Source organism: Maribacter ulvicola (genome assembly GCF_900155985.1).
GTDB classification, from domain to species: domain Bacteria; phylum Bacteroidota; class Bacteroidia; order Flavobacteriales; family Flavobacteriaceae; genus Maribacter; species Maribacter ulvicola.
On the sequence record NZ_FTMA01000005.1, the window covers coordinates 211,080 to 235,733 of the forward strand.

20 protein-coding genes are annotated in these 24,654 nt (G+C 35.3%); 9 read left to right on the forward strand and 11 right to left on the reverse strand.

Annotated elements, in window-relative coordinates:
• Nucleotides 1-7: 7 nt before the first annotated feature.
• Nucleotides 8-1,645, reverse strand: coding sequence for a CTP synthase (locus BW936_RS14170; protein WP_076549229.1), 1,638 nt, complete (start codon nucleotides 1,643-1,645; stop codon nucleotides 8-10).
• Between the two features lie 59 nt (nucleotides 1,646-1,704).
• Complete coding sequence (locus tag BW936_RS14175) at nucleotides 1,705-1,938, reverse strand: DUF3820 family protein (protein WP_076549232.1); 234 nt, start codon at nucleotides 1,936-1,938, stop codon at nucleotides 1,705-1,707.
• Between the two features lie 48 nt (nucleotides 1,939-1,986).
• Here BW936_RS14175 and BW936_RS14180 point away from each other — a divergent pair, with 48 nt between their 5' ends.
• Nucleotides 1,987-2,856, forward strand: coding sequence for a hydroxypyruvate isomerase family protein (locus BW936_RS14180; protein ID WP_076549234.1), 870 nt, complete (start codon nucleotides 1,987-1,989; stop codon nucleotides 2,854-2,856).
• Nucleotides 2,857-3,006: 150 nt separating this feature from the next.
• Here the strand turns inward: BW936_RS14180 and BW936_RS14185 are convergent, their stop codons facing one another.
• From BW936_RS14185 to guaA, 4 genes are read right to left on the reverse strand one after another with little or no spacing between them, the layout of a single operon-like run.
• Nucleotides 3,007-3,543: a DUF922 domain-containing protein gene (locus tag BW936_RS14185; RefSeq protein ID WP_244156235.1), complete on the reverse strand. Its 537-nt coding sequence runs from the start codon at nucleotides 3,541-3,543 to the stop codon at nucleotides 3,007-3,009.
• Nucleotides 3,531-3,935, reverse strand: a complete 405-nt coding sequence (locus BW936_RS14190; protein ID WP_076549237.1) for an OsmC family protein — start codon at nucleotides 3,933-3,935, stop codon at nucleotides 3,531-3,533. Before BW936_RS14190 ends, BW936_RS14185 begins: the two co-directional genes overlap by 13 nt.
• A 1-nt stretch (nucleotide 3,936) precedes the next feature.
• On the reverse strand, nucleotides 3,937-6,114 hold the full coding sequence (locus BW936_RS14195) for a LysM peptidoglycan-binding domain-containing protein (protein ID WP_076549239.1): 2,178 nt from the start codon (nucleotides 6,112-6,114) through the stop codon (nucleotides 3,937-3,939).
• Nucleotide 6,115: 1 nt separating this feature from the next.
• Nucleotides 6,116-7,648: a glutamine-hydrolyzing GMP synthase gene (guaA, locus tag BW936_RS14200; RefSeq protein WP_076549242.1), complete on the reverse strand. Its 1,533-nt coding sequence runs from the start codon at nucleotides 7,646-7,648 to the stop codon at nucleotides 6,116-6,118.
• A 73-nt stretch (nucleotides 7,649-7,721) separates the two neighbouring features.
• Here guaA and BW936_RS14205 point away from each other — a divergent pair, with 73 nt between their 5' ends.
• Together BW936_RS14205 and BW936_RS14210 are read left to right on the forward strand one after the other, a co-directional pair.
• Nucleotides 7,722-8,447 (forward strand): SIMPL domain-containing protein, encoded by a 726-nt coding sequence (locus BW936_RS14205; protein ID WP_076549244.1) that lies wholly within the window; start codon nucleotides 7,722-7,724, stop codon nucleotides 8,445-8,447.
• A gap of 361 nt (nucleotides 8,448-8,808) precedes the next feature.
• Complete coding sequence (locus BW936_RS14210) at nucleotides 8,809-9,354, forward strand: pyridoxamine 5'-phosphate oxidase family protein (protein WP_076549246.1); 546 nt, start codon at nucleotides 8,809-8,811, stop codon at nucleotides 9,352-9,354.
• On the opposite strand, the gene BW936_RS14215 is transcribed toward BW936_RS14210, so the two are convergent.
• Nucleotides 9,351-10,724, reverse strand: coding sequence for an ArnT family glycosyltransferase (locus BW936_RS14215; protein WP_076549249.1), 1,374 nt, complete (start codon nucleotides 10,722-10,724; stop codon nucleotides 9,351-9,353). The genes BW936_RS14210 and BW936_RS14215 overlap by 4 nt on opposite strands.
• Before the next feature lie 3 nt (nucleotides 10,725-10,727).
• On the reverse strand, nucleotides 10,728-12,332 hold the full coding sequence (bshC, locus tag BW936_RS14220; protein ID WP_076549380.1) for a bacillithiol biosynthesis cysteine-adding enzyme BshC: 1,605 nt from the start codon (nucleotides 12,330-12,332) through the stop codon (nucleotides 10,728-10,730).
• 151 nt (nucleotides 12,333-12,483) lie between these two features.
• Between bshC and BW936_RS14225 the strand changes: the two genes are divergently transcribed.
• The 4 genes from BW936_RS14225 (at nucleotide 12,484) to BW936_RS14240 (ending at nucleotide 18,865) form a co-directional block, all read left to right on the forward strand.
• Nucleotides 12,484-14,937 (forward strand): M14 family metallopeptidase, encoded by a 2,454-nt coding sequence (locus BW936_RS14225; RefSeq protein ID WP_076549252.1) that lies wholly within the window; start codon nucleotides 12,484-12,486, stop codon nucleotides 14,935-14,937.
• An 8-nt stretch (nucleotides 14,938-14,945) separates the two neighbouring features.
• Nucleotides 14,946-15,140, forward strand: coding sequence for a DUF4177 domain-containing protein (locus BW936_RS14230; RefSeq protein WP_076549254.1), 195 nt, complete (start codon nucleotides 14,946-14,948; stop codon nucleotides 15,138-15,140).
• Nucleotides 15,141-15,297: 157 nt separating this feature from the next.
• Nucleotides 15,298-17,655 (forward strand): DUF2339 domain-containing protein, encoded by a 2,358-nt coding sequence (locus BW936_RS14235; protein ID WP_076549382.1) that lies wholly within the window; start codon nucleotides 15,298-15,300, stop codon nucleotides 17,653-17,655.
• Nucleotides 17,642-18,865, forward strand: a complete 1,224-nt coding sequence (locus BW936_RS14240; RefSeq protein WP_076549257.1) for a DUF3999 family protein — start codon at nucleotides 17,642-17,644, stop codon at nucleotides 18,863-18,865. Before BW936_RS14235 ends, BW936_RS14240 begins: the two co-directional genes overlap by 14 nt.
• A 6-nt stretch (nucleotides 18,866-18,871) precedes the next feature.
• Here BW936_RS14240 and rimO read toward each other — a convergent pair whose 3' ends face one another.
• Complete coding sequence (gene rimO, locus BW936_RS14245; protein WP_076549259.1) at nucleotides 18,872-20,173, reverse strand: 30S ribosomal protein S12 methylthiotransferase RimO; 1,302 nt, start codon at nucleotides 20,171-20,173, stop codon at nucleotides 18,872-18,874.
• Nucleotides 20,174-20,289: 116 nt separating this feature from the next.
• Here rimO and BW936_RS14250 point away from each other — a divergent pair, with 116 nt between their 5' ends.
• Nucleotides 20,290-21,414, forward strand: coding sequence for a serine hydrolase domain-containing protein (locus BW936_RS14250; protein ID WP_076549261.1), 1,125 nt, complete (start codon nucleotides 20,290-20,292; stop codon nucleotides 21,412-21,414).
• A gap of 82 nt (nucleotides 21,415-21,496) precedes the next feature.
• Nucleotides 21,497-22,099, forward strand: a complete 603-nt coding sequence (locus BW936_RS14255) for a nitroreductase family protein (RefSeq protein WP_076549263.1) — start codon at nucleotides 21,497-21,499, stop codon at nucleotides 22,097-22,099.
• 12 nt (nucleotides 22,100-22,111) lie between these two features.
• On the opposite strand, the gene BW936_RS14260 is transcribed toward BW936_RS14255, so the two are convergent.
• Both BW936_RS14260 and BW936_RS14265 read right to left on the reverse strand, forming a co-directional pair.
• Complete coding sequence (locus tag BW936_RS14260) at nucleotides 22,112-22,957, reverse strand: metallophosphoesterase (protein WP_076549265.1); 846 nt, start codon at nucleotides 22,955-22,957, stop codon at nucleotides 22,112-22,114.
• A 15-nt stretch (nucleotides 22,958-22,972) separates the two neighbouring features.
• Entirely contained in the window at nucleotides 22,973-24,652 is a 1,680-nt protein-coding gene (locus tag BW936_RS14265; protein ID WP_076549385.1) for an amidase family protein, read from the reverse strand.
• Between the last annotated feature and the right edge of the window lie 2 nt (nucleotides 24,653-24,654).

Genomic DNA, 24,654 nt, shown 5'->3' on the forward strand with positions numbered 1-24,654 from the left:
ATGATGTTTATGCCAATGTGGCATTAGTTTGTGACTTTTTATACTCTAAAGCAGCCTTAACCAAGCCTACAAACAAAGGATGCGGATTAGCTACAGTACTCTTATACTCAGGGTGATATTGCACACCAATAAACCAAGGATGATTTTTTGCCTCTACAATTTCTACCAAATTAGTCTCTTTATTGATACCCGACGCCATTAGACCTGCTTTCTCTAATTGCTCTAAATAGACATTGTTAAACTCATATCTATGACGATGACGTTCAGATATTTGCGAATCACCATTATATATTTCTTTTATCAGGCTACCGTCTTTCAATTCACAGTCCCATGCACCTAAACGCATAGTACCTCCTTTTTCAGTAACGTTTTTCTGTTCTTCCATAATGCTGATTACCGGATCGGGCGTATTCTCATCCATCTCGGTAGAATTAGCATTTGCAAGATTTAATACATTACGGGCATATTCTATAACCGCCATTTGCATACCTAAACAAATACCTAAAAACGGAATGTTCATTTCACGTGCATACTCAACAGCTTTTACTTTACCCTCAATACCACGCTCACCAAAACCTGGTGCCACCAAAATAGCATCTAAGCCTTTTAATTTGTTTTCGTAATTGCTCGCAGTAATATATTCTGAATGAACAGACTTTACTTTTACTTTCACCTCGTTAGCAGCTCCTGCATGAATAAAAGCTTCCAATATGGATTTATAAGAATCTTGTAATTCTACATATTTACCTACTAAACCAATAGTAACTTCATTTTTAGGATTCTTATGTCTAGCCAAAAATTCGTTCCAACGCCCTAAATCCGGTTCTACCGTATTTGGTAGTGCCAATTTCTTCAAGGTAACGGTGTCCAAACCTTCTTCCTGCATTAATAGCGGCACATCATAAATTGTAGATGCATCAATACTTTGTATTACCGCTTCACGCTTAACATTACAGAAAAGCGCCAATTTATCTTTGATATCATTTGAAATTTCGTGCTCTGTTCTACACACCAAAATATCGGCCTTAATACCACTTTCCATCAATGTTTTTACCGAATGCTGTGTAGGTTTTGTCTTCAATTCACCTGCAGCAGATAAATAAGGAACCAGGGTTAAATGAATGACAATAGCATTGTTATCTCCAAGTTCCCAAAGCAGTTGACGAACCGCTTCTATATAAGGTAACGATTCTATATCACCTACCGTACCACCAATTTCAGTAATAATAATATCGTACTCACCACTATTACCTAGCAATTGAACACGTTCTTTTATTTCGTTTGTAATATGGGGAACTACTTGTACCGTCTTACCTAGAAATTCTCCCCTACGTTCTTTTTCAATAACGCTTTGGTAAATTCTACCCGTGGTTACATTATTAGCCTGAGACGTACGAACATTTAAAAAACGCTCATAGTGACCTAGATCAAGGTCTGTTTCTGCACCGTCATCAGTAACATAACATTCGCCATGCTCATAAGGGTTTAAAGTTCCAGGATCCACATTAATGTATGGATCTAGTTTTTGAATGGTAGTTTTGTAGCCGCGAGATTGCAGTAATTTCGCCAAAGATGCAGCAATGATGCCTTTTCCTAGTGATGAAGTAACGCCTCCCGTAACGAAGATGTATTTGGTTTGTGCCATGTATCGAATTCTATGTTACGGGATACAAAGTTACAAATTGAGGTGAGAACTTAACGGGTTTACTTAGGAAAATGTTTTTGTATTTTTCGAATTATTGATTCTAAGCCGTTTGTTTTGATTTCTAGCATAGATTGCAATAAATCTCCCAATTTACCATTAGGAAATCCTTTTTGCTTAAACCATACTAAGTAGGGTTCTGGCAAATCTATTAAATACCTACCCTTATACTTACCAAACGGCATTCGGTAATGGGCCAGTTCTATTAATTTTTCCTTATCCGGATTTATTTCCATTTTTAGAACTAAAAAATTTATCTTTAGAAAATCAACAACTCAAACAACATGAAACGAAGAAATTTTATTGGAACCTCAGCGGCTGCCTCTGTTGGATTCTTAACCACCTCAGCGGCGGCAGCAAACAATAAAAAACCCGATACCACGGCAAAATTAAAGTACAATATTAACCATAGTGTTTGTTATTGGTGCTATGGAAGCATCCCTTTTGAAGATTTTCTTAAAAATTTAGTAGAACTTGATATTCGTGCTGTTGACCTAGTAGGTCCTGATGAATTTCCTCTTCTTAAAAAATATAACATTCACGCCTCTATGTGCTGGGGTGCCGGCATGGGCATAGAAAAAGGATGGAACGACCTTTCTTTACATGAAGAACTAATTGCAGACTACGAACGTGTTATCCCTTTAGTGGCAGAAGCAGGCTACACCAACCTTATCTGCTTTAGCGGTAATAGAAACGGAATGAACGACTTAGTGGGCTTACGTAATTGCGCAATAGGATTGAAGAAACTAATGCCCTTAGCCGAAAAGCATGGTGTAGTGCTACAAATGGAACTTTTAAACAGCAAGGTAAACCATAAAGATTATATGTGCGATACTTCTGAATGGGGCGTATCTCTTTGCCAAGCCATAGGTTCTGAAAGCTTTAAACTTTTGTATGACATTTACCACATGCAAATTATGGAAGGTGATATCATAAGGAATATTGAAGATTACCACCAATATTATGGACACTACCATACTGGAGGAAACCCTGGCAGACATGAAATTGATGAAACTCAAGAAATTTTCTATCCAGCGGTAATGAAAGCTATTTTAAAGACTGGTTACAAAGGTCACGTAGCGCAAGAATTCGTGCCAAGCTGGGACGACAAAATAGCCGCCTTAAAACAAGGTGTTACTATTTGTGATGTGTAATTTATTTAAGTGAGATTAGTGAAATAGTATGTAAGGGAACTAATGTTTTTTGTGATTAAGCAATAAAAATAGCAATTTAAATGTTGCTTTTTCATACCTCCAATCTAAAACCAATCTACTATTTCACTAAACCACTATCTCATTTTTAATCTAATATTCTCTTAAAGCCTCCTCTATTTCTTGTACCCAACGTTCTTGTACAGGTAAATTTCTAGAGTAGTTGGTTTCTGAATCGTATCTATTCTGATAGTCGTTCAGTTGTCGAATGGTGGCTTTATAGATTTTACGAATCTCTTCTTTTACATTCTTTGTAAATTTTGTCTCTGCCAGTTGCTTTCGCAATTTGCGTGCATAAAGCTCGGTAATATCAAAATGTAATTGTTCATGTAATAAGGTAACATCATTACACAGTTCAGGTTTATACCATGACTTGGTTGGATAAAAATAGGCGAACACTTTATAATCTACCTGTAGTTCATTATTCTCGTAAAAAGTGGTAAAGCGATACGTTATACCACTTGCGGTGGTAGCTGCAGCTCTTGAAGTTATGGGAGCAGCACCTCTAAAATCGTTCCAAGTAAATCTAAAACCTGGTTCCCAAGACATTACTTCTTGACTCTGAATATTTGAAAAGATCAGTAGCGCTAAAAGAAATAAAGTGGAATGTGCTTTTTTTATAAGTCCCAATGATAAGTAATTACTTTCTCAATATCTGGGTGCAAACTATGGTGCACAGGGCAAGTATTAGCCGTGTGCACCAAAATTTTTTTATTCTTATCTGAAATATCCTTTGGCAAATGCACTTCTACTTCTATTTTAGAAATTCTTCTAGGTGAAGTTGCCATGTGCTTGGTAACAGAAGCCGTTGTACCTTTTAGATCTACTTCTAGTCCGTTAGCCTTTATACCCATCATTGTCAACATACAACTTGCCAAGCCTGTTGCAACAGTATCAGTAGGTGAAAATGCCTGACCCAAACCGTTGTTATCTAGCGGTGCGTCCGTAACAAAAGAATCGTTTGATTTTAAATGAATGCATTCCGTTCTTAACCCTCCGTTGTACGTAACTTTTGATGTCATTTTAGTCTATGGTTTCTATTCTTAAATCATCAATCATCAGAATATAGGATGCCCGGTTATAATACCCGGTCACACCCTTTCTTTGATAATTGAACTTATTACCGTTATATTCTGTTTCACCTATAAATTTTGAAACATCTACTAAATTGTTGTTATAGGCCAGTTTCAACAAAAGATCATAGGTAATGTCAAAACCTCTTACCGCATATCTATTTGGGTCATCACCAAAACGTTCTCTATATCGTTCAACAAATGAATTATTTTTCACTTGACGATTTACTGATGGATAGGTAAACTTTAAATTAGATAAATGCGTGTTTGATATAACATTATTTTCAAAAGCGGAATTCATATCTGTTGTAAACATGCGAACACTCACTTTATCTTTACCCAATATAGGATCAAAAGCGGTATTGTTGAATGAATTTAAAATAGATACTACACTAGCAATTAATTTATAATTATCAGATTCTACAAAAACCCAATTAGGAACTTTATCTGAAAGTAATGCCCGTAATTTATCTCTATTAATACCAATATTTTTTTCCTCTTCTTTTACCACAACCACTTTAGCTGTTGGAAAACGTTTTAGAATTGTTTCTTTCTCCTTTTTATTATCCTCATCCGCTATTACTAAAAGTGTCTCTTCTTTATGGTTGGTTTCCACATAATCTAACATGTGTTTCCAAAGCACTTCTTCATCAGTATATGAATAGAACACGTTATCCAAACTTAAATCACTTTTAGCGGTTACAGGCGCTACCACAGGAACATTAAATTTAGATGCCTGTACCGCTGTTTCCTTTAATGATAAAATATCCAAAGGACCAAAAACAGCACTATAATTCCCTAATTGCTCTTTTTGCAGTAACTGTTTGGTCTTAACCAGATCTAGTTGATTGTCCAACGTTTTCACATCTATAGAAACCCCCAGTGATTTCATAGAATCAATAGCCACTAACGCGCCAGAGTAAAGACCTAGGCTAACGGTCATATCTCTTCTTGCATTTATCGTTTTTTCAGCACTGGTCTTGTCTGCTAAATTTACTTTATCTAACCTAAATGGCAACAGAAACAATACTTTTGGTTGTACCGTAGCATTTATACTATCCAATAAATTAATCTTATCCAATACCAAAGCATTTCTAACTTCAAAATCACCAACCTTATTTTTAGGTAGTTTTAAAACCATACCTGCTTTAAGTCCGTCTTTTAGATCCGGATTCAAGACAACCAATTCTGCCCATGTCATTCCAAATTTTCTAGTTAACCTAAACTCATTCTGCTTTGGCTTAACTTCATAAAAAATATAATTATCCGTATTTATTTCCCCTACCTCCAATTTCTTCTCAGGAATACGAATTATCATACCTTCTTTTAACCCACCTTGTTCTGTAATTTCAGGATTTAAACGAACTATTTCGTCTGACTTTACACCAAATTCTTTTTCTAGGCGATAGAAATTCATTTTGGCAGGCACCGTATATGACGTATATAATTGTGTAACCTGGTTCTTAACGGTACTACCCGCAATTTTTGGCATTAACAGTTCATATCCTTCAGACAAATAATTGTTAGCGGCAGACAGTCCCGGGTTTAGCTCAAGCATTCTTTCTATAGTAATACCATACTTATGAGCGATGCTCCATCTGGTTTCTTTTTCAGCAACAATGTATTTTTCGAAATCACCTTGATTCTCAACTACTTCTACAGCTTTAGGAGTACGATACTTTGGAATCCGCAAGTCCATCTTTTTTTGCAACGACGAAGCATATAATTTAGGATTGTACTTTTTAAGCTCCTCCTCTGTTATATTATACATTTGCGTAATACCAAATATTGTCTCTTTCTTCTTAACGCGATGCTCCGTATAACCTACCGGCACTCTTGATTTCACAGAATCCTGAACAGCAATATTAAATGTCGACTTACTTGTTTGCTCAACTATCTTTTTACCAGGAACTACCAATATTGTGTTTGACCTTAGTTTCTGACCTTCTTTAATCTCTTTATTGTACCGTAATATACTTGCAGTTGAAACCCCGTATAATTTAGATATACTTTCTAAAGTTTCTCCAGATTTTACTTGATGGGTATCAAATTTTTGTGACATTGCCGTGCAAGACACCAATAAACAAAATGACCCAATTAAGTAAACTTGATTAAATATATACCTCATACTATTCCCATTCTATTGTTGCTGGTGGCTTTGAACTTATATCATATACGACACGATTGACCCCAGGGACTTTATTAATGATATCATTTGATACTTTTTGTAGAAACTCATAGGGCAGATTCACCCAATCCGCAGTCATACCATCGGTACTTTCTACAGCTCTAAGTGCCACACATTTTTCATAGGTACGCTCGTCACCCATTACACCAACACTATTTACCGGCAATAACATAGCCCCTGCTTGCCACACCTTATCATATAAATCCCATTTCTTTAACCCGTTGATAAAAATGGCATCTACTTCTTGTAAAATAGCTACTTTCTCTGGTGTAATATCCCCAAGAATACGAATTGCCAGACCAGGACCTGGGAACGGATGCCTTCCTAACAAAGCTTTATCTATACCCATGCTAGCCCCAACTCTTCGGACCTCATCTTTAAACAACATTTTCAAAGGTTCAACCACTTTCAATTTCATAAAATCTGGCAGACCTCCTACATTATGATGACTCTTTATCGTTTGTGACGGACCACCAGTAGCCGATACCGATTCTATAACATCTGGATAAATTGTACCTTGAGCCAACCATTTTGCATTTTCTACCAAATGCGATTCATCATCAAAAACTTCTATAAATACACGGCCAATAGTTTTTCTTTTCGTTTCTGGGTCGCTCTCACCTGCCAAATCATCCAAAAAGCGTGCCGAAGCATCTACCCCTTTAACATTTAAGCCCATACCTTCATATTGCTTTAATACATCGGCAAACTCATTCTTTCTTAAGAGACCGTTATTCACAAAAATACAATGAAGGTTTTTGCCTATTGCCTTGTGTAACAATACTGCTGCTACAGAAGAATCTACACCACCTGATAATCCTAAAATTACCTTTTCATTACCAATGGTCTCTTTTAATTCTGCCACCGTTTTATCCACAAAGGCATCGGGAGTCCAAGTTTGTTCCATTTTGGCAATATGTACCAAGAAGTTTTCCAACACTTGTTTTCCATCCTTAGAGTGATAAACCTCTGGGTGAAATTGAATAGCATAAGTTTCTTCCCCTTCAAATTTATAGGCGGCATTTTCCACATCATGGGTACTTGCCAATAAGGTGGTATTTTCTGGTAGATGTTTAATCGTATCTGCATGGCTCATCCACACTTGGCTACCTGTACCAACCTTATCAAAAAATGGCTCATTCTCCTTAACAAAACTAAGGTTGGCACGACCATATTCCCTTGTATTTGATTTTTCTACACTACCCCCATTAAAATGCGCCAAATATTGTGCGCCATAACATACGCCCAATAATGGTTTTTTACCTCTGATCTCTGACAGATCAGGATGCACTGCATCGTCACCTCTAACAGATAAAGGAGACCCGGAAAGAATCACCGCTTTATACTCAGAAAGGTCTTTTGGTAGTTTATTATAAGGTTTAATTTCGGAAAAAATATTCAGTTCACGTACGCGTCTTCCAATCAATTGGGTGTACTGTGAACCAAAATCTAGTATCAGGACTTTATTTTGCATGGGCAAAAATAGCAAATTGACCGTTCTTGAAAAGTATCTTTTGGTATATTTAAACCAGATTTAAACATTTTTTATGAAACACATTAGTGCATTTATTTTTGGAGCAGCAATTATCATTGCCGCATATTTTTTGGGCAACGCATATATACAAAGGGCAAACCCACCCCAAAAGATTTCAGTTACCGGTTTGGGCAACGAAAATTTTACCTCTGACTTAATTGTTTGGGAAGGTCAATTTTCTGCCAATAGTACCGTTTTAAAAACTGCTTTTGACCAATTAAATCAAGACAAAGAAATTGTTCGCCAATATTTAACCTCTAAAGGCATTAATGCCAACAGCATAATTTTTAACAGTGTACAAACTACTGAAATGCGAGATAACCAATATGAAAATGGTAATTACGTTGGTAGTATTTTTAGAGGCTATCAATTAACACAAACCTTAAAAATAGAATCTGAAAACGTTACCCTAATAGAAGGCGTATCTAGAGAAATTACAGAATTATTGAACAAGGGTGTTCAGTTCAACTCTTCGCCTCCAAGGTATTATTACACAAAATTGGCCGACCTGAAAATTGAAATGATTTCAAAAGCTACGGAAGATGCTAGAATACGTGCAGAAAAAATAGCAGAAAATGCAGGTAGTAATTTAGGAGATCTGGTTTCTGCCAGCATGGGCGTTTTTCAAATTACAGGTCAAAATTCTGGAGAAGATTACAGTTGGGGAGGCGCCTATAATACCTCTTCTAAAAACAAAACCGCGTCTATTACTATGAGATTAGAGTATAAAGTAAAGTAAGACATTTCTTTGATCAATTTCATTTATTAATATAACCAAACAGTATATAAAATGTAAAAGCCCGGTAATCACCCGGGCTTTTCATTCAACCAATTATCAAACCGAATACATTAAAAAAAATCTTTTTCATAACAACCTGTATTCAAAGACTAAGTCGTTACCTTTATTATCACCTTACATTCATCCTAAAAAAAAAAGCTCAGGAACCACCCTGAGCTTTTAAATAAACCAATTTTAAACCAAAGCTTAAAAATTGAACCTAATCAATTTCCTTTTCACAGCTATTACTTAGATAACAACCAACTTCTCTTATACCCTACCCATAAATCGTATTATTTTTACTTTAAAATAAATTACAAGTATGATCCATTCATTTTTTGAAGAATTAAGTACTGAAATACATAACGGAGTAATTGAAAGAGGACACCCGTTCAGGTTCATTACCATGGCGACAGTTGGCAACGAAACGGTAGCTCGTTTGCGTACCGTTGTACTTCGTGAGGTTAGTGACGATTTGCGCCTAACCATATATACCGATAGCCGCACGCAAAAGATAAAACACATTGCCGCAAATGATCAGGCTAGCTTTTTATTATATCATCCAGAGAAAATGCTACAGTTAAAAGTTGAAGGTACTGCCCAAATAGTAACGGATACCGATAGATTAAACACGACTTGGCATAACATTCAACCCAACAACAGAAAAGATTATATTACAAAAACTAGCCCGGGTAATGCTATTGAAAAGCCCGATCATGTAGCATATATTGAAGATAAAAATTACTTTACCATGATCGACATTATGCCAACTAAAATTGAATATTTAAAACTGCAACGACCTAATCATATTAGAGCACTTTTTACCAAGACCAATGATAAATGGAACGGAGAATTTCTAGTTCCTTAATTTATATAGAAGTATAGATTTTCCTTTTCTTTCCCAAATTCAATAAGACTATCAACCGGTACTGTTTGTTTTTCTTCGGATGGATTAATTATTATTTCAACTCCCCTATCATGTTTCAGTTCTAAAGCGGATAACGAATAATCATCTGCTGAGAGTATAGTTTGCTCCGGATGCAACAAACGCACATTACCGGCATAGGTAACATTAGGAAGCACCCATAGACAATCATCACAGCTTTGTTGCAATTTATGGGCTATTGGCTCAAAACCAAAATGTACAGATGAAGGTATACTCAATACCTTTTCTATTGGTGTTCTTATTGTTTGGACACCTATTACCGCAATAAAAACCCAGTAGCCAACAGAAACTAATTTTTTTTTATTCTTAAATCTTACTTTCTCCATTAGTAACACTACAAAAGGTATAAAAAGCGGCAATAACCATCTGGTTTCTACTTTCTGACTTTGAAAAATGACAAAAAACAAGCCTAATACCAGTAATTGCATAAATAACATTTTAACAAACCAATTTAGTTTTGGCGTATTGAAACTCACCTTTTTTGAGAAATAGCCTATGCCGACTACTACAAGAAGAGGAAACATTAAGGCGAACAAGCCTTTTAAATAAATTAAAACAGGAAGCAACGAAAATCCCGATTCCGCTTCTTTTATACCTATTTTCTCTTCTACACTAGATGCTAAAAATGTTTGAAATTCGTCCGGACCCAATAACCAGTAGGCATGTGGCGTTACAATTAAAGTAGAAATGAAAACCGACAACAGTATTTTTGGACTAAAAACTACAGCTCTTAATTCCTTATCCCATAAAGCAACCAGGGCAAAGGTCACCAAAAAGAATGCATAATTATATTTAGACATCATGCCCACACCTACAACCAAACCAAGGAAAAAATAATTTAAAAAAGACTTTTGTGCTATTAATAGTTGTATGGTATAGTATGATGCTACAACACACAAACACAACAAACTAGTATGCGAAAGCCTACGAAAAGTAAAATCGATATATACGGGTATTAAAACCAAGGCTAAAACAGCTAATTTAGATGTATCTGCCTCTTTAATCCGTAGTCCCGCAAATTGATACAATAACAATAATGTTCCTGCAAACAACACACCTCTTAGCATAGAGAATGCCAATTTACCAACACCAAATATAGAATTGAAACCATATTGCAACCACGTGTAAAGTGGTGGTTGATCATCATACCCCCAACGAAGCCACTGTGAATAATATGCTTGTTCAGCGTCTTCTAACTCTAAAGCACTTTTAAAAAATGTAATTAAGGTTATGGTTAAAAATGACAATACAGCAAGTACCGCTACCTTATGTAGAGATGCGTTATTACCCATTATTTATTTTTGGGTGATAACGGTAAAACTTAAATCTAGCGGATCTAAAGCTTTAAATAACATAGGCACTAAATCTTCTCCGTATGCCAAATAAAATTCAGAAAAATTTGCTTGTCGTTCTTGAAGTGATTGATTAGGAAACATTTCATTTTGTAGTTCTGTCATACGCACTACGTGATCCTTCAATTTTCTTTTCTGTGCTTGTAACAAACGTTTTTCTAAAGCATCCAATCCCTTTTTCTGCTTTACTTCTTGTGCTTTTACAGCACCTAAAAAAGATTTATCTGTCTTTTCTGCAAGCACATACATATCTTTAAATTGCTCTTCTAGCAATTTCTTTTGTGGTGAGAAATCGATATCTATATTTGAAATTTCTCGAATCTTTTTGTTGATAAGGCTATTCTGCTTTAAGAAGATGTCAGATTTGGAGATATTCATTTTCTCTAACTTATCAGCTTGCTTCTCGGTAATGATCAAAGCTGAATTTCTTACCAATAAAATAGGAAAAGGCACATTCACAGCCTCAAAAGCTGCCTTTAATTCTAACCAATACGCAATCTCCCCACCTCCACCTATGTAACAAAGATTAGGCAAAATTACTTCTTGGTATAAAGGTCTAGCTATTACGTTAGGTGAAAAACGCTCTGGATGCGCATTCATCTCAGCTACCAATTCCTCTTTTGTAAATGATATATTTGTTTCATTTACTAGGTAGTTCCCCTTACTCTCTATAATTCTTTCACGAACACCCTCTACTAAATAGAAATAATTAATCTCACGCGGATTTACCTGAACAGGATATTCTGATGAAATATTTTCAATCTTACTTATACTTTCAGATACTTTCTTGAACGCCGTTTGTTCAAAAATATCTTTCTTCATGTAAGGCACTAGTGTCCTTTTCAAATCTATATCATCACCATCAACAATAACTAGCCCGTAATCCTTAAAAATTTCATTGGCCAAAAATCGGGTTGCATCCGTTAGGTTATCATGTTTTAAATAGGCGTTTTCAAAAAGCTCTTTTAATACCTTCGCATTCTGGCTGTCACCAATAGTTCTTGAATACAATGCAAAAACCTCCTCTAGCCCTTCCGTAGGTAAATGCCCTACAGCACCAGATGCCTCTTTATTCCACTGAAATTTTAATCCTTTGAAATTAAAATAATTGATTTCATCAAAATCATGATCTTCCGTAGCCATCCAATAAATCGGAACAAAATTGTTTTCTGGAAATTCCTTTTTTAATTGCTTGGCAAGGTTGATTGTAGAAATAATCTTGTATAAAAAATACAACGGACCAGTAAAGAGATTTAACTGATGGCCAGTTACAATAGTAAACGTATTCCTTTCTTTTAACAACGCTATATTAGCGGCCGTACCCTTAGAAATATCTGTATTCTTATATTGATTTTGCATTGAAGCATACAACACATCTCGTTGCACTTGGGTAAAATGCTTTCCTTTTTCCTCTATTTGCCCTTTAAAACCTTCCATATCGGGAAACCGATTATATAATGGTTTAAGCTTAATATCCGCTGCAGTGTAGTCGCAAATTAATTTCGAAAAATAACCCGTTTTTTTTAAGGGCAAACAATCAATATCCATATAAAAAGTAAATACTTGGTAAATATAAAACCCTTTCATTTTACATTTCCTAAATATAAGTTAATTACCGTTAATACTAAATACGCTACAAATAGAGGTCATTTTGCATTTATTTTAATAGATTTGGCTGACTCACAACACAAAAGACTATATGAAACTAATTCTACGCTACGCATTACTTTTTATTCCACTTTTAAGTTTGGCCCAATTAAAATCTCCATCAGAGTTTTTAGGCTATGAACTAGGTACTCAGTTTACAAGACATCATGAGGTTGTTGATTATTACCAATACTTGGCCAAAGCGGAACCTCAGCGCATGAACCTTATGGAATATGGAAAAACCAATGAACGCAGACCTTTGTTATTGGCTACTATTTCAACCAAGGAAAATATGCAAAACCTTGATAAAATTAAGGAAGAGCACATGAAAGGCATTCATGGCAAGGGATCACCGGACAAAGCAATTGTTTGGCTTAGCTACAATGTTCATGGCAATGAAAGCGTAAGTACAGAAGCTTCAATGCAAACTATCTATGACCTTTTTACTACTAAAAGCAGTTATCTAGAAAACATTGTGGTATTGATCGATCCATGTATTAACCCAGATGGTAGAGATCGTTATGTAAACTGGTACAACCAATTTAAAAACTCACCCAACCAGGTAGACCCTAATAGTAAGGAGCATCATGAAAATTGGTGGAGCGGTCGTAGCAACCACTACATGTTCGATCTTAACAGAGATTGGGCTTGGCTTACACAAGTTGAAAGCCAGCAACGTTTAAAGCAGTTTAATAAATGGTTACCTCATGTACACGTAGATTTTCATGAGCAAGGTGTTGACAACCCGTACTACTTTGCCCCTGCCGCTGAACCTTTTCATGAGGTAATCACAGATTTTCAGAGAGAGTTTCAAGAAACCATTGGTAAAAACCACGCTAAGTATTTTGATGAAAACGGATGGTTTTATTTTACAAAAGAGGTGTTCGATTTACTCTATCCTAGCTATGGCGACACCTACCCTACCTACAATGGTGGTATTGGTATGACTTATGAGCAAGGTGGCAGTGGTCGTGCCGGTTTAGGCATTACTACAAGCATTGGAGATACGCTCACTTTAAAAGATAGAATTGCGCATCATTTAACTACCGGTCTATCTACAGTAGAAGTAGCATCTAAAAACGTTTCTAAATTGAATGATGAATTCAAGAAATTCTACTTGAATAAAAATTTCAAATACAAAAGCTATGTATTGAACGGTAACCCAGATAAAATTGAAGCGTTGGCAGATTTATTAAGCAAGCATGAAATTGAATACCAAGCAGGTTCAAATGCTACAGTTAAAGGTTACAACTACGCTACAGGCAACTCTGGTTCATTAAAAAGTACTAATAAGAGTTTAGTAATTTCATCAAATCAGCCAAAAAGTACCTTGGTCAAAGTATTATTTGAACCCATGGCAAAATTAAGCGATTCTGTCACCTATGATATTACCGCATGGTCCTTACCTTATGCATACGGATTGGATGCTATTGCCAGTGAAAGTAATTTAAGCGGAACACCTACAAAATTAAACAAGCCTGAAATTAAAAGTATTGATGCCGACAAATATGCCTATTTAGCAGATTGGAACAGTATGAAAGATGCTAGGTTCTTAGCTGAATTATTACGCAACAAAGTACGTGTACGCTATGCACACAAGCCATTTACTTTAGATGGCATTTCTCATGAACGTGGCACCTTGATCATCACAAAAGGAGATAATAAACATCTAAATAACTTTAACGATATTCTTAAAACGGCAGCTACCAACAACGCTAAAAATTTAACTTCTACTAACACAGGTTTTGTAGAAAGCGGTAAAGATTTTGGTTCAGGTTATGTTGATGTGATCCAGGATTTAAATATTGCCGTACTTTCTGGAGAGCCTACTTCTACCCTTCGCTTTGGAGAAATTTGGAACTTTTTTGAACAACAATTGGACTACCCTATTTCCGTATTGGACGAGGCTTATTTTGGTCGTATTGATCTTACCAAATATGATATCTTAATATTACCTGACGGGCGTGGTTACAATAGTTTCTTAAGCACCTACACTAAAGAGAAAATTAAAGATTGGGTAAAACGTGGCGGTAAATTAATTGCTATGGGCGGAGCCATTGATGGTATCACAACTGCGGATAAAGATTTTGAACTATCTGAAAAAGAAATGCCAAAGGACTCTTCTACTACTATTGCTTCTTTTGAAATTTCTGAAAGAGAACAGATTAAATCTGCTATTACAGGTGCTATTTTTAAAGCAACAGTTGATAATACAAATCCGTTGGCTTATGGCTACAGCGATACTTATTTTACCCTTAAACTAGGCGCACGTTCTTATAATTACCTAGAAAACGGTAGCGCAGTTTATTTAAGTAAGGGTGCCAATGAACCCATATCTGGATTCGCAGGTAGCGAAGCAAAGAAAAAAATTGCGGAAACTTTAATTTTTGGAACAGAAGAAATGGGTCGCGGACAAGTAATATACATGGTAGACAATCCTTTATTCAGAGGTTTTTGGGAAAACGGAAAACTATTTTTCGCCAATGCTTTATTCATGGTTAAATAGAAAACAGTATGAAAGAATACAAAGTTGAAACACTCATTTTCTACTCTAAATTTACTTTTGACAGAAATCATTTGGCGAAGTCATCAAATAAAGCAATTCAAGATAAACTAAACGAATATGCTAAAAATGGCTGGCGTTTGGTATCTACGGATACTACTGAATTTGGCATGGCTATGTATATTTATCTGTATTTTGAAAAGTAACGCAATACAAAAAACGCCTAGTTTAGATATCCCTGAGACAACTAAAGTAGTTTCAGGGATATTCATTTTATAGCTACATGGCACTTTTCCCAACATATTCGCATCTTTTGCGTTTAAAATAGAAGACATTAATCTGTTAGTGCAAAAACCATCACAAATGCCAAACAATCAAGATCAAATAAATGCATTAATGCAAAAGTTAGAACTGCTTTTAAAAAAGCAGCAAGACTTTAATATTGAGGTAAATGAAATTCGCAAAGACATTCAAATACTTAGAAATACTCAGGCGATAAAATTCAACGAAGATACTCCTGAACAACCAACTAAACCCCAAGAAGCAAATATTGAAAAAGAGGCTACAATAATTAATAAAGCCGTTGAAATTGAAACTCCTACACCTGCTCAAACTCCAATAGAAATTGCTCCCGTACAGGAAGAACCTAAAAAGAAAATAAAACTTCCAAAAGGCAAATCTAACCTTGAGAAATTCATAGGCGAAAACCTTATCAATAAAATAGGGATATTGATTACCGTTATTGGTGTTGGTATTGGTGCAAAGTATTCTATTGAAAATAATTTAATTAGTCCATTAACCAGAATTATCTTAGGATATTTGGTTGGACTTGGTTTATTAGGATTTGGGTTTAAATTGAAAGCAAAATATGAAAGCTATAGTGCCGTTCTCGTTAGTGGTGCTTTGGCTATTCTTTATTTCTTAACCTATATCGCATATGATCTTTACGGACTATTTCCGCAGTTAATAGCGTTTGGTCTTATGTTATTATTTACCGTTTTTGGAGTTGTCGCCGCACTGAGTTACAACAAGCAAATCATTGCTCACATTGGTCTTGTTGGCGCTTACGCCGTGCCATTTCTATTAAGTAACAATTCTGGTAATGTCACTGCCCTATTCAGTTATATAGTCTTGATCAATATTGGTCTTTTGATTATTTCATTTAAAAAATATTGGAAGGCACTTTACTACGTAGCCTTTACATTCACCTGGCTTATTTATGGATCCTGGTATACATTCTCAAGCTACAATGAAGATTTTATCATGGGCTTTGCCTTTTTAGGTATATTCTTTCTGCTATTCTACGCTACCTTTTTAGCATTTAAATTAATAAAATCAGAAAAATTCCAAGCCGCTGATATTATCCTTATTATGCTGAATTCTTTCATATTCTATGGTTTCGGTATTGCATGGTTATACGATTATGAAGGTGGTAAGTTTTATCTAGGTTTATTTACCCTTTTCAATGCATTAATTCATTTTATCATAACCGTGCTTATTTTTAAAAGAAAATTAGCTGACCGAAAGCTGTTCTTTTTGACATCTGGCTTTGTACTTACCTTTATTACCATAGCTGTACCAGTACAGTTAGACGGCAATTGGGTAACACTCATTTGGGCTTTTGAAGCTGCACTTTTATTTTGGATCGGGCGTACCAACAAAGTATCTTTTTACGAATACCTATCTTACATATTAACCGCACTTTCTATCTTTAGTTTAAGTATGGACTGGTCAGCAACTTACTCGTGGCTTAGCAGTACTAATGGCGATGTTAGTACCATTTTAAATACTACATTCCTTACTTCTATACTATGTGTTGCCGCATATGGTATAATGCTATATTTTCAATCTAAACACACACTAGATAAGAAATCATTAATCCATAAATTAATGGATATAGGTATTCCCACATTGTTCATTTTAACGCTATATTTCGCTATCTATTTTGAAATTGACCATTATTGGAACAAAGCCTTCCAAGCATCTAAAATAGATTTATCTGGATCTGCAGGCAATTACCCTGAATACAATTACAACCTGGTTGATTTAGGATCTATATGGTCCTTATTGTACGCTATGCTTTTTATTGGTATTCTAGGCTTCATTAATATCAAAAAAATTAATCACAAAATTTTAGGACTTGTTACATTAGGTGCCGCTCTTTTTATCACATTGACTTTTTTAACGAACGGACTATATACCTTGAGCGAGTTGCGTGAAAATTACTTGACGCAGGAGTCTGCTGAATTTTATAATATAGGAACATACAACATTTATATGCGCTATATTTCATTTGCATTCTTTGCTTTTCTATTATATACTATTTACAAATTTGCCCAGCAACAGTATCTAAAAATCGATCTTAAAATTCCGTTCGATATTCTTTTGCATACCGCTATCATATGGGTTACAAGTAGTGAATTACTGAATTGGATGGACTTATCCGGTTCCAATCAATCATACAAATTAGGACTTAGTATTCTCTGGGGAATCTATGCGTTGCTATTGATCGGACTTGGTATATGGAAAAAGAAAAAGTACCTACGTATTGGTGCCATTATACTATTCTCGATCACGTTGGTTAAATTGTTCTTCTATGATATCTCTTCTCTAAATACAATCTCCAAAACCATCGTATTTGTGTCTCTAGGGGTATTACTATTGATTATTTCATTTCTTTACAACAAATACAAACACATTATTTCTGATGAAACCAAATAGTTTTCTAACCATAATTGCTTTTCTAACCATTTCATTTTGTTTCGCTCAGATGAATTCCTACTCTAAAAAAGTAGCCTTAAAAGGAATAAATAGTCAATGGCATGACATAGAAATACCGAACGATGTATTTGCAGATGTGAATACAAATATGAGTGATATTCGCATTTATGGGGTCACCGCTACCGATACTATTGAAGCACCATATCTGCACAAAGTTTCTAAAGCAGAAAATTCAAAGTCGGACATATCTTTCATTTTATTGAACAGCGTAAACAATTCCAAAGGTTATTTCTACACGTATAAACTACCCCAGAAAGAAACTATCAATGAGATTCTATTAAACATTGAGGACCTTAATTTCAATTGGGAAATTACTCTTGAAGGCAGTCAACATCAAAAACAATGGTTCACTATTTTAGAAGACTACCGTATATTGGCTATCAATAATGACCAAACAAATTATTCGTTTACATCGTTAAAGTTCCCTGATGCTAATTATAGGTATTATAGAGTGCTGATTAAAAGCACTAAAAAGCCGACGTTAACTGAGGTAAACATTCGTAAAAAGGCAAAAAAGGCTGCGGATTATCGAGATTATAAAATACAGTCTTTTACCGTTTCACAAAAGGATAAGAAAACCATAATAGATATTGATTTAAACAAACGTGTTCCGTTAAACTTGTTAGAGTTCTACGTTGATGATAAAATTGATTATTACCGATCTATCTCAATTCAGTACTTAGCTGATAGTGTAAAGACCAAAAATGGATTCTATTACAACTATAGACCTTTAGCTACCAAAACACTTTCTTCGATGGAAGATAATAGTTTTCAGCTACCCGGAACATTAGCGAATAAAGTGCGCGTAATTGTTTTTAACAACGACAATCAGCCATTAAAAATCTCTAGAGCAAAGCTTAAAGGATATGTGCACACCTTAACCACACGTTTTACAGAACCCGCTACTTACTATTTAGTTTACGGTAGGCCAAATGGCACCTTTCCCAATTATGATATCTCAAAAACTACCGTTTCTTTACCAGTTAATATTACAAAATTAGATTTTGGCAGTGAAGCAGAAATACCTAAACCAAAAAACAAAACAACCAACCCTCTTTTTGAAAACAAATGGTGGTTGTGGGTTATCATCGGCGTTGTAATTGCCCTTTTAGGTTATTTCACTATTGGTATGATGAAGAAAGAACTTTAAGTATTTTTAAACCGGTTCCCCGTATAGGTCAAAATCAGCAGCTTCTGTAATCTTTACATTTACGAATTCTCCTTGTTTCACGTAATGCTTAGTAGCATCGATCAGAACCTCATTATCCACATCTGGCGAATCAAACTCTGTTCTTCCTATAAAGTGGTTTCCTTCTTTACGGTCTATAATGCAACGAAAAGTCTCTCCTACCTTCTTCTGGTTCAATTCCCAAGAAATCTGAGATTGTATTTCCATAATAATATTGGCACGCTCTTGTTTTACTTCTTCAGGCACATCATCTACCAAAGTATACGCGTGTGTATTTTCTTCATGGCTATAGGTAAAACAGCCCAAACGCTCAAAACGCATAGCAATGACCCAGTTTTTAAGAATTTCAAAATCTTCTTCTGTTTCACCTGGGTAACCAACTATCAAAGTAGTTCTAATGGTCATTTCTGGCACAGCAGCTCTAAACTCCTTTAATAACTTAGTAGTTTTTGCCTCTGTAGTTCCTCTGCGCATGCTTTTAAGAATACGGTCAGATATATGCTGTAACGGAATATCCAAATAGTTACAAACTTTTGGTTCTCTATTCATTACTTCTAACACATCCATTGGAAAACCTGCCGGAAATGCATAATGTAATCGTATCCATTCTATTCCTTCAACCTTTACCAATGCTTCTAGAAGTTCAGCAAGATTTCTTTTCTTATATAAATCTAATCCGTAATACGTTAAATCTTGGGCAATTAAAATAAGCTCTTTTACACCTTTAGCCGCAAGTTTTTCCGCTTCGGTTACCATTTCTTCAATTGGCTTACTCTTGTGCTTTCCACGCATAATCGGAATTGCACAAAATGAGCAAGGTCTATCACACCCTTCAGCAATTTTTAAATAGGCATAATTCTTTGGAGTCGTCGTTAAACGCTCCCCTATTAACTCATGCTTATAATCTGCACCCAATGCTTTCAACAAACCTGGTAACTCACTGGTTCCAAAGTAATCATCTACATTAGGAATCTCTTTTTGTAAATCTGGCTTATAACGCTCACTTAAACAGCCGGTAACAAAGACTTTATCTACCGCACCATCTTCTTTCTTTTGAACATATTCTAAAATGGTATTAACACTTTCTTCTTTTGCGTTAGCAATAAAACCACAGGTGTTAATGACAACTATGTTTCCTTCTTCTTCATGTACAACTTCCTTATCATTGGCCTGCAGCTGACCCATAAGTACTTCAGAATCATAAACATTCTTTGAACAACCTAGCGTTACTACGTTGATTTTGTTCTTTTTAAGAGTTTTTGTCCTCATAATTTAAATTGGGGTGCAAAAATACGATTTGGGTATTTAAAAACGTTAGATATGTGCAAAATTACACGTAATCTTTAGTTGATCAACGTTAATCTATCCCTAAATTGAAGTAAACCATGAAATTCTCTCAATTTTTCAGTCTACTTGCCTTACTTTTCTTTCTTATTTCTTGTTCTAGTGATTCTGAAACTGATTTAAAACCTGAACAAAACGGTACGCCACCAGTGAGTACACAGATACCAACCGATACTTACTTTCCTCCAAACGCCAGAACTAATGAATGGGAGTCTATTTCATTAAAAACACTTGGTTGGAATGAAGGTAAATTAAATAATCTTTATACCTTTCTTGATACTAATAACACCGATGCCTTTATAGTATTAAAGGACGGCCGTATAGTTATTGAAAAATATTTTGGCAATTTTAAGTCAGGGGATAACCATACATGGAACTCAGCCGGAAAGAACATAACGGCTATGCTAGCAGGTATTGCCCAAGAAGAAGAACACCTTAATATTACAGATGCTACTTCTACCTATTTAGGAGAAGGCTGGTCCAATATGTCTTTAGAACAAGAATTAAACATCACCATAAAAGATCAATTGACCATGACTACGGGTCTAGATTATACTGTGGATGACACTTTCTGCACAGACCTGGAGTGTTTGTCATATTTAAATAATCCCAGCACTTTTTGGTATTATCATAATGCACCATACACCTTACTTGATGATGTCATTGCAAATGCTACCGAAACCGATTTTAATTCCTATTTTTCCAAAAAAATCAAAGAACCAATTGGCATGCAAGGCATGTTCATTAAAGTAGGCTATAATAATGTTTTCTTTAGCTCTGCCAGGAGTATGGCACGTTTTGGAATATTAAACCTAAATCAAGGTAATTGGAACGGAATTTCTATTCTTTCTGACCAGACTTACTTTAATGCCATGACAAACACATCCCAAAATATAAATCTATCCTATGGATACCTTTATTGGCTAAATGGAAAGAATAGCTTTAGATTACCTAACTCGGTTAATGAGTACAAGGGTAGTTTAATACCAAACGTCCCTGATGATTTATATGCCGGATTAGGATTAAACGACCAAAAATTATATATGGTTCCAAGTTTAGATTTAGTCGTTGTTCGCATGGGCGATGCCAGTAATGAAGAACTTTTAGGTCCTTCTAGTTTTGATAATGAAATTTGGGAGCTGCTAAATGCTATTATGAAAGAATAGATTTTCCTATTTTAAATAACATCTTGCGCACCTATTTGACACTTAGCAAATAAGTATTCTTATTTTTGTATAAAATTGTAAGATGGATTTTAAAAGCATTGCTGAGAAAAGATATACTACTAAAAAATTTGATGCGACAAAGAAAATTACAGATGCGCAGATTGAGGATTTAAAACATATTTTAAAACTAAGTCCGTCTTCCATTAACAGCCAACCTTGGTTATTCACCTTCGTTTCTAATGAACAAGTGAAAAATGACTTAGCCCATGCCTCATATTCCAACGCCTCTAAAATTAAAGATGCCAGCCATTTGGTAGTATTCAGTGTAATGGATAATCTTGAAGTATTTGAAAAGCGTGTTGAAGAAAACCTACTTGAAAACTCTATAAAATTTTACAAGCAATTTGTAAAAACTCAAACAGAAGAGAAAACTATAAATTGGTTGTCACAACAAGTCTATATTACTTTAGGGTTCTTTTTAGCCGCCTGCGCAACAATGGATATAGACTCCACGCCCATGGAAGGTATTGATCCTAAAAAGTATAAGGAAATATTACATATTAAGGACCATAAAGTGCTCTTTTCTGTTGCTCTAGGTCATAGACATTTAGATGATGACACACAACCAAATAAAATAGGAAAATCTAGATTGACTGCAGATACCGTGATTCAATCTATTGATTAGCACTAAGTTTATTTAAACTTCTTTGGTTAGTTCAAATACGGTAATTTCTGGCCTTACATTAAAGCGTACTTGTCGCAGACAACCCAAAGCACTATTGATATAGAGCGTTCTACCATCTTTTAAATCTTTGATACCGGCGTCGTAATTTTTATTTTTAACCGGTAAAATAAGTGGTGGTAAAAAAGGTGGTTTTACTTGTCCGCCATGGGTATGACCAGAAAGTATCCAACCTTTAAAATTATTCCAAACAGGCAGATCACATACATCCGGATTGTGACAAAGGGTAATATTTGCTATATCAGGATTATATTTTTCAGTAGTTTTTTCAGGATAAAAATTACTTCCCCAATAATCATCCATCCCCAAAAAATTGAGTCCGTTTATTTCTACAGCATCATTACGTAACATGGTTACCCCTACCGCCTCTAAACTCTTCGTAATTCTCTTAGCTACAGGTTCTTCAATAAAATCTATTCCGTAATCATGATTCCCTAAAACACCAATAGTACCCAAGGAACCTTTGACCACATGTTGCATCACTTCTTGTAATTGGGCTATTTGCCCATCATCTTCATAGCTTACATAATCTCCCGTATATACCACAAAATCTGGATGTAACTCTTGGGCTTCTTTAAACGAATCTATGATGTACTGATAATCAAAAGCATTGCCCACGTGAATATCACTGATTTGCATGATGGTTTTACCAACTAGCGCATCAGGTAAATTTTTTAAAGGCATTTTAACATATACAAATTGTAGCCAAAATGGTTCTATTTGCCAACTATATAATCCCGTCAACAAACCCAAACCAGTTACCCACTGAAAGGTCTTTTTCACAAAGCTTCTCCTTTTCATATTAAGTAATCAAATTTAGTTTTGGTAGCCTTTGGGCAGCGCTCGATTATGAAATTTATCTTCATATGATTTACCAATTCTCAACAAATTTGCCTCTGAGAACTGTTTTCCTATAAAAGTTAAACTTATTGGCTCACCTGATAATTTATAACCCATAGGAATAGTCAAGGCAGGATATTTAGCCACCGCAGCATAACCGGCATGATAATTATTAATAGAGAGTACAGCATCTAACTCGTATGTATCCATCGCCGAGTCGAAAAAAATACGTCCGTTAGTCTGAAGGTTCAATTTTATCTCTTCCAATTCAGCAGTAGTGGTAGAATCTGAAAGAATGCCCTGAAACAACGCTTGCCCGTACGGTATTCTAACCAGCGAATCTGCATTATTAAAAGAAATCGCATCTGCAATTGAATTGATTTTCACCAATTCAGGATCGGTCTCATTTTTTAGATATGATTTTAAATCATTTCGCATATCAATATTTAGAATGCTTAAAAAACCATTCATGGCCACTTCCAGTGGTGTAAACTCTATTATGGTTGCCCCTGCCTCTTTTAAATCTTGAATAGTTTGCTGGTAAATACTATCAGTTTCCATTAGCTCTTTAATAGCACCTAATCTCATTTCAGAAAACGGTATTGGATGTAAACCTGCAGATAATATGCCTGGAAAATTATCATCCACAGATGCAGTATCTAACGCATCAAAGCCTAACATGGCAGATAACAAAATAGCATTATCCTTAATATTCTTGGTCATTGGACCCGGAGTATCCAATGTACTTGAAATTGGAACAATACCTGATCTACTCAACAAGCCTATGGTAGGTTTTAAACCTACTACAGAATTCTGGCTACTTGGTGACAAAATGGAACCTGAGGTTTCCGTACCTACTGCCGCAACTGCATAATTAGCCGCAACTGCAGTGCCACTACCGGAACTTGACCCACCTGTCTCAAATATACTACGCCCATACGGATTAAGGGTTTGACCACCATAGGCACTATACCCAACCGGACAACCTGAGCATAAAAAATACGCCCATTCACTTAAATTAACCTTACCTAAAATTAAGGCTCCGTTCTTTTTTAATTGCCGAACTATAAATGAATCCTCTACTTCATTATCCATTAAGGCAATAGAACCGGCAGTGGTTTTCATTCCCTTTGTATTAATATTGTCTTTCAACAAAATTGGCATACCGTAAATTGGGTGCTGAATTTGGGTTGCTACATCCTTTCCACTTAAACGATCTAACTCCCTTGCTTGTTCTACTACATCTTTATTTAAAGCTATTACCGTATTTAAGGTAGTAGTATTGTCCAGTTCATACTTATAGATGCGATACAAATAAAACAACACCAGGTTTTCATAGGTAAGCCTACCTTCTTTAATGTGATTGCGAATTACAAAAATATCCTGCTCCAAAATCATTGGAAGCAACTTCTGATACTCCGCTTCCGTCAACTTAGAAACTTCTTTGTAAAGCGGTAGAAATACTTCATTTTTATCTAAAACCTTAGATTGTATCAATTTGTACTGCATGCGTCCATTTTCATGATCGGCATTTGCAGAAACTTCAATAGAATCATTATAAGGTGACCAAAGTACTACTTCTTCTTTTTTAGTTTCTTGCTCGCTTTTACAAGCACTTAACAAAATGATAATCAATAATAAAACATGGTTTTTCATAT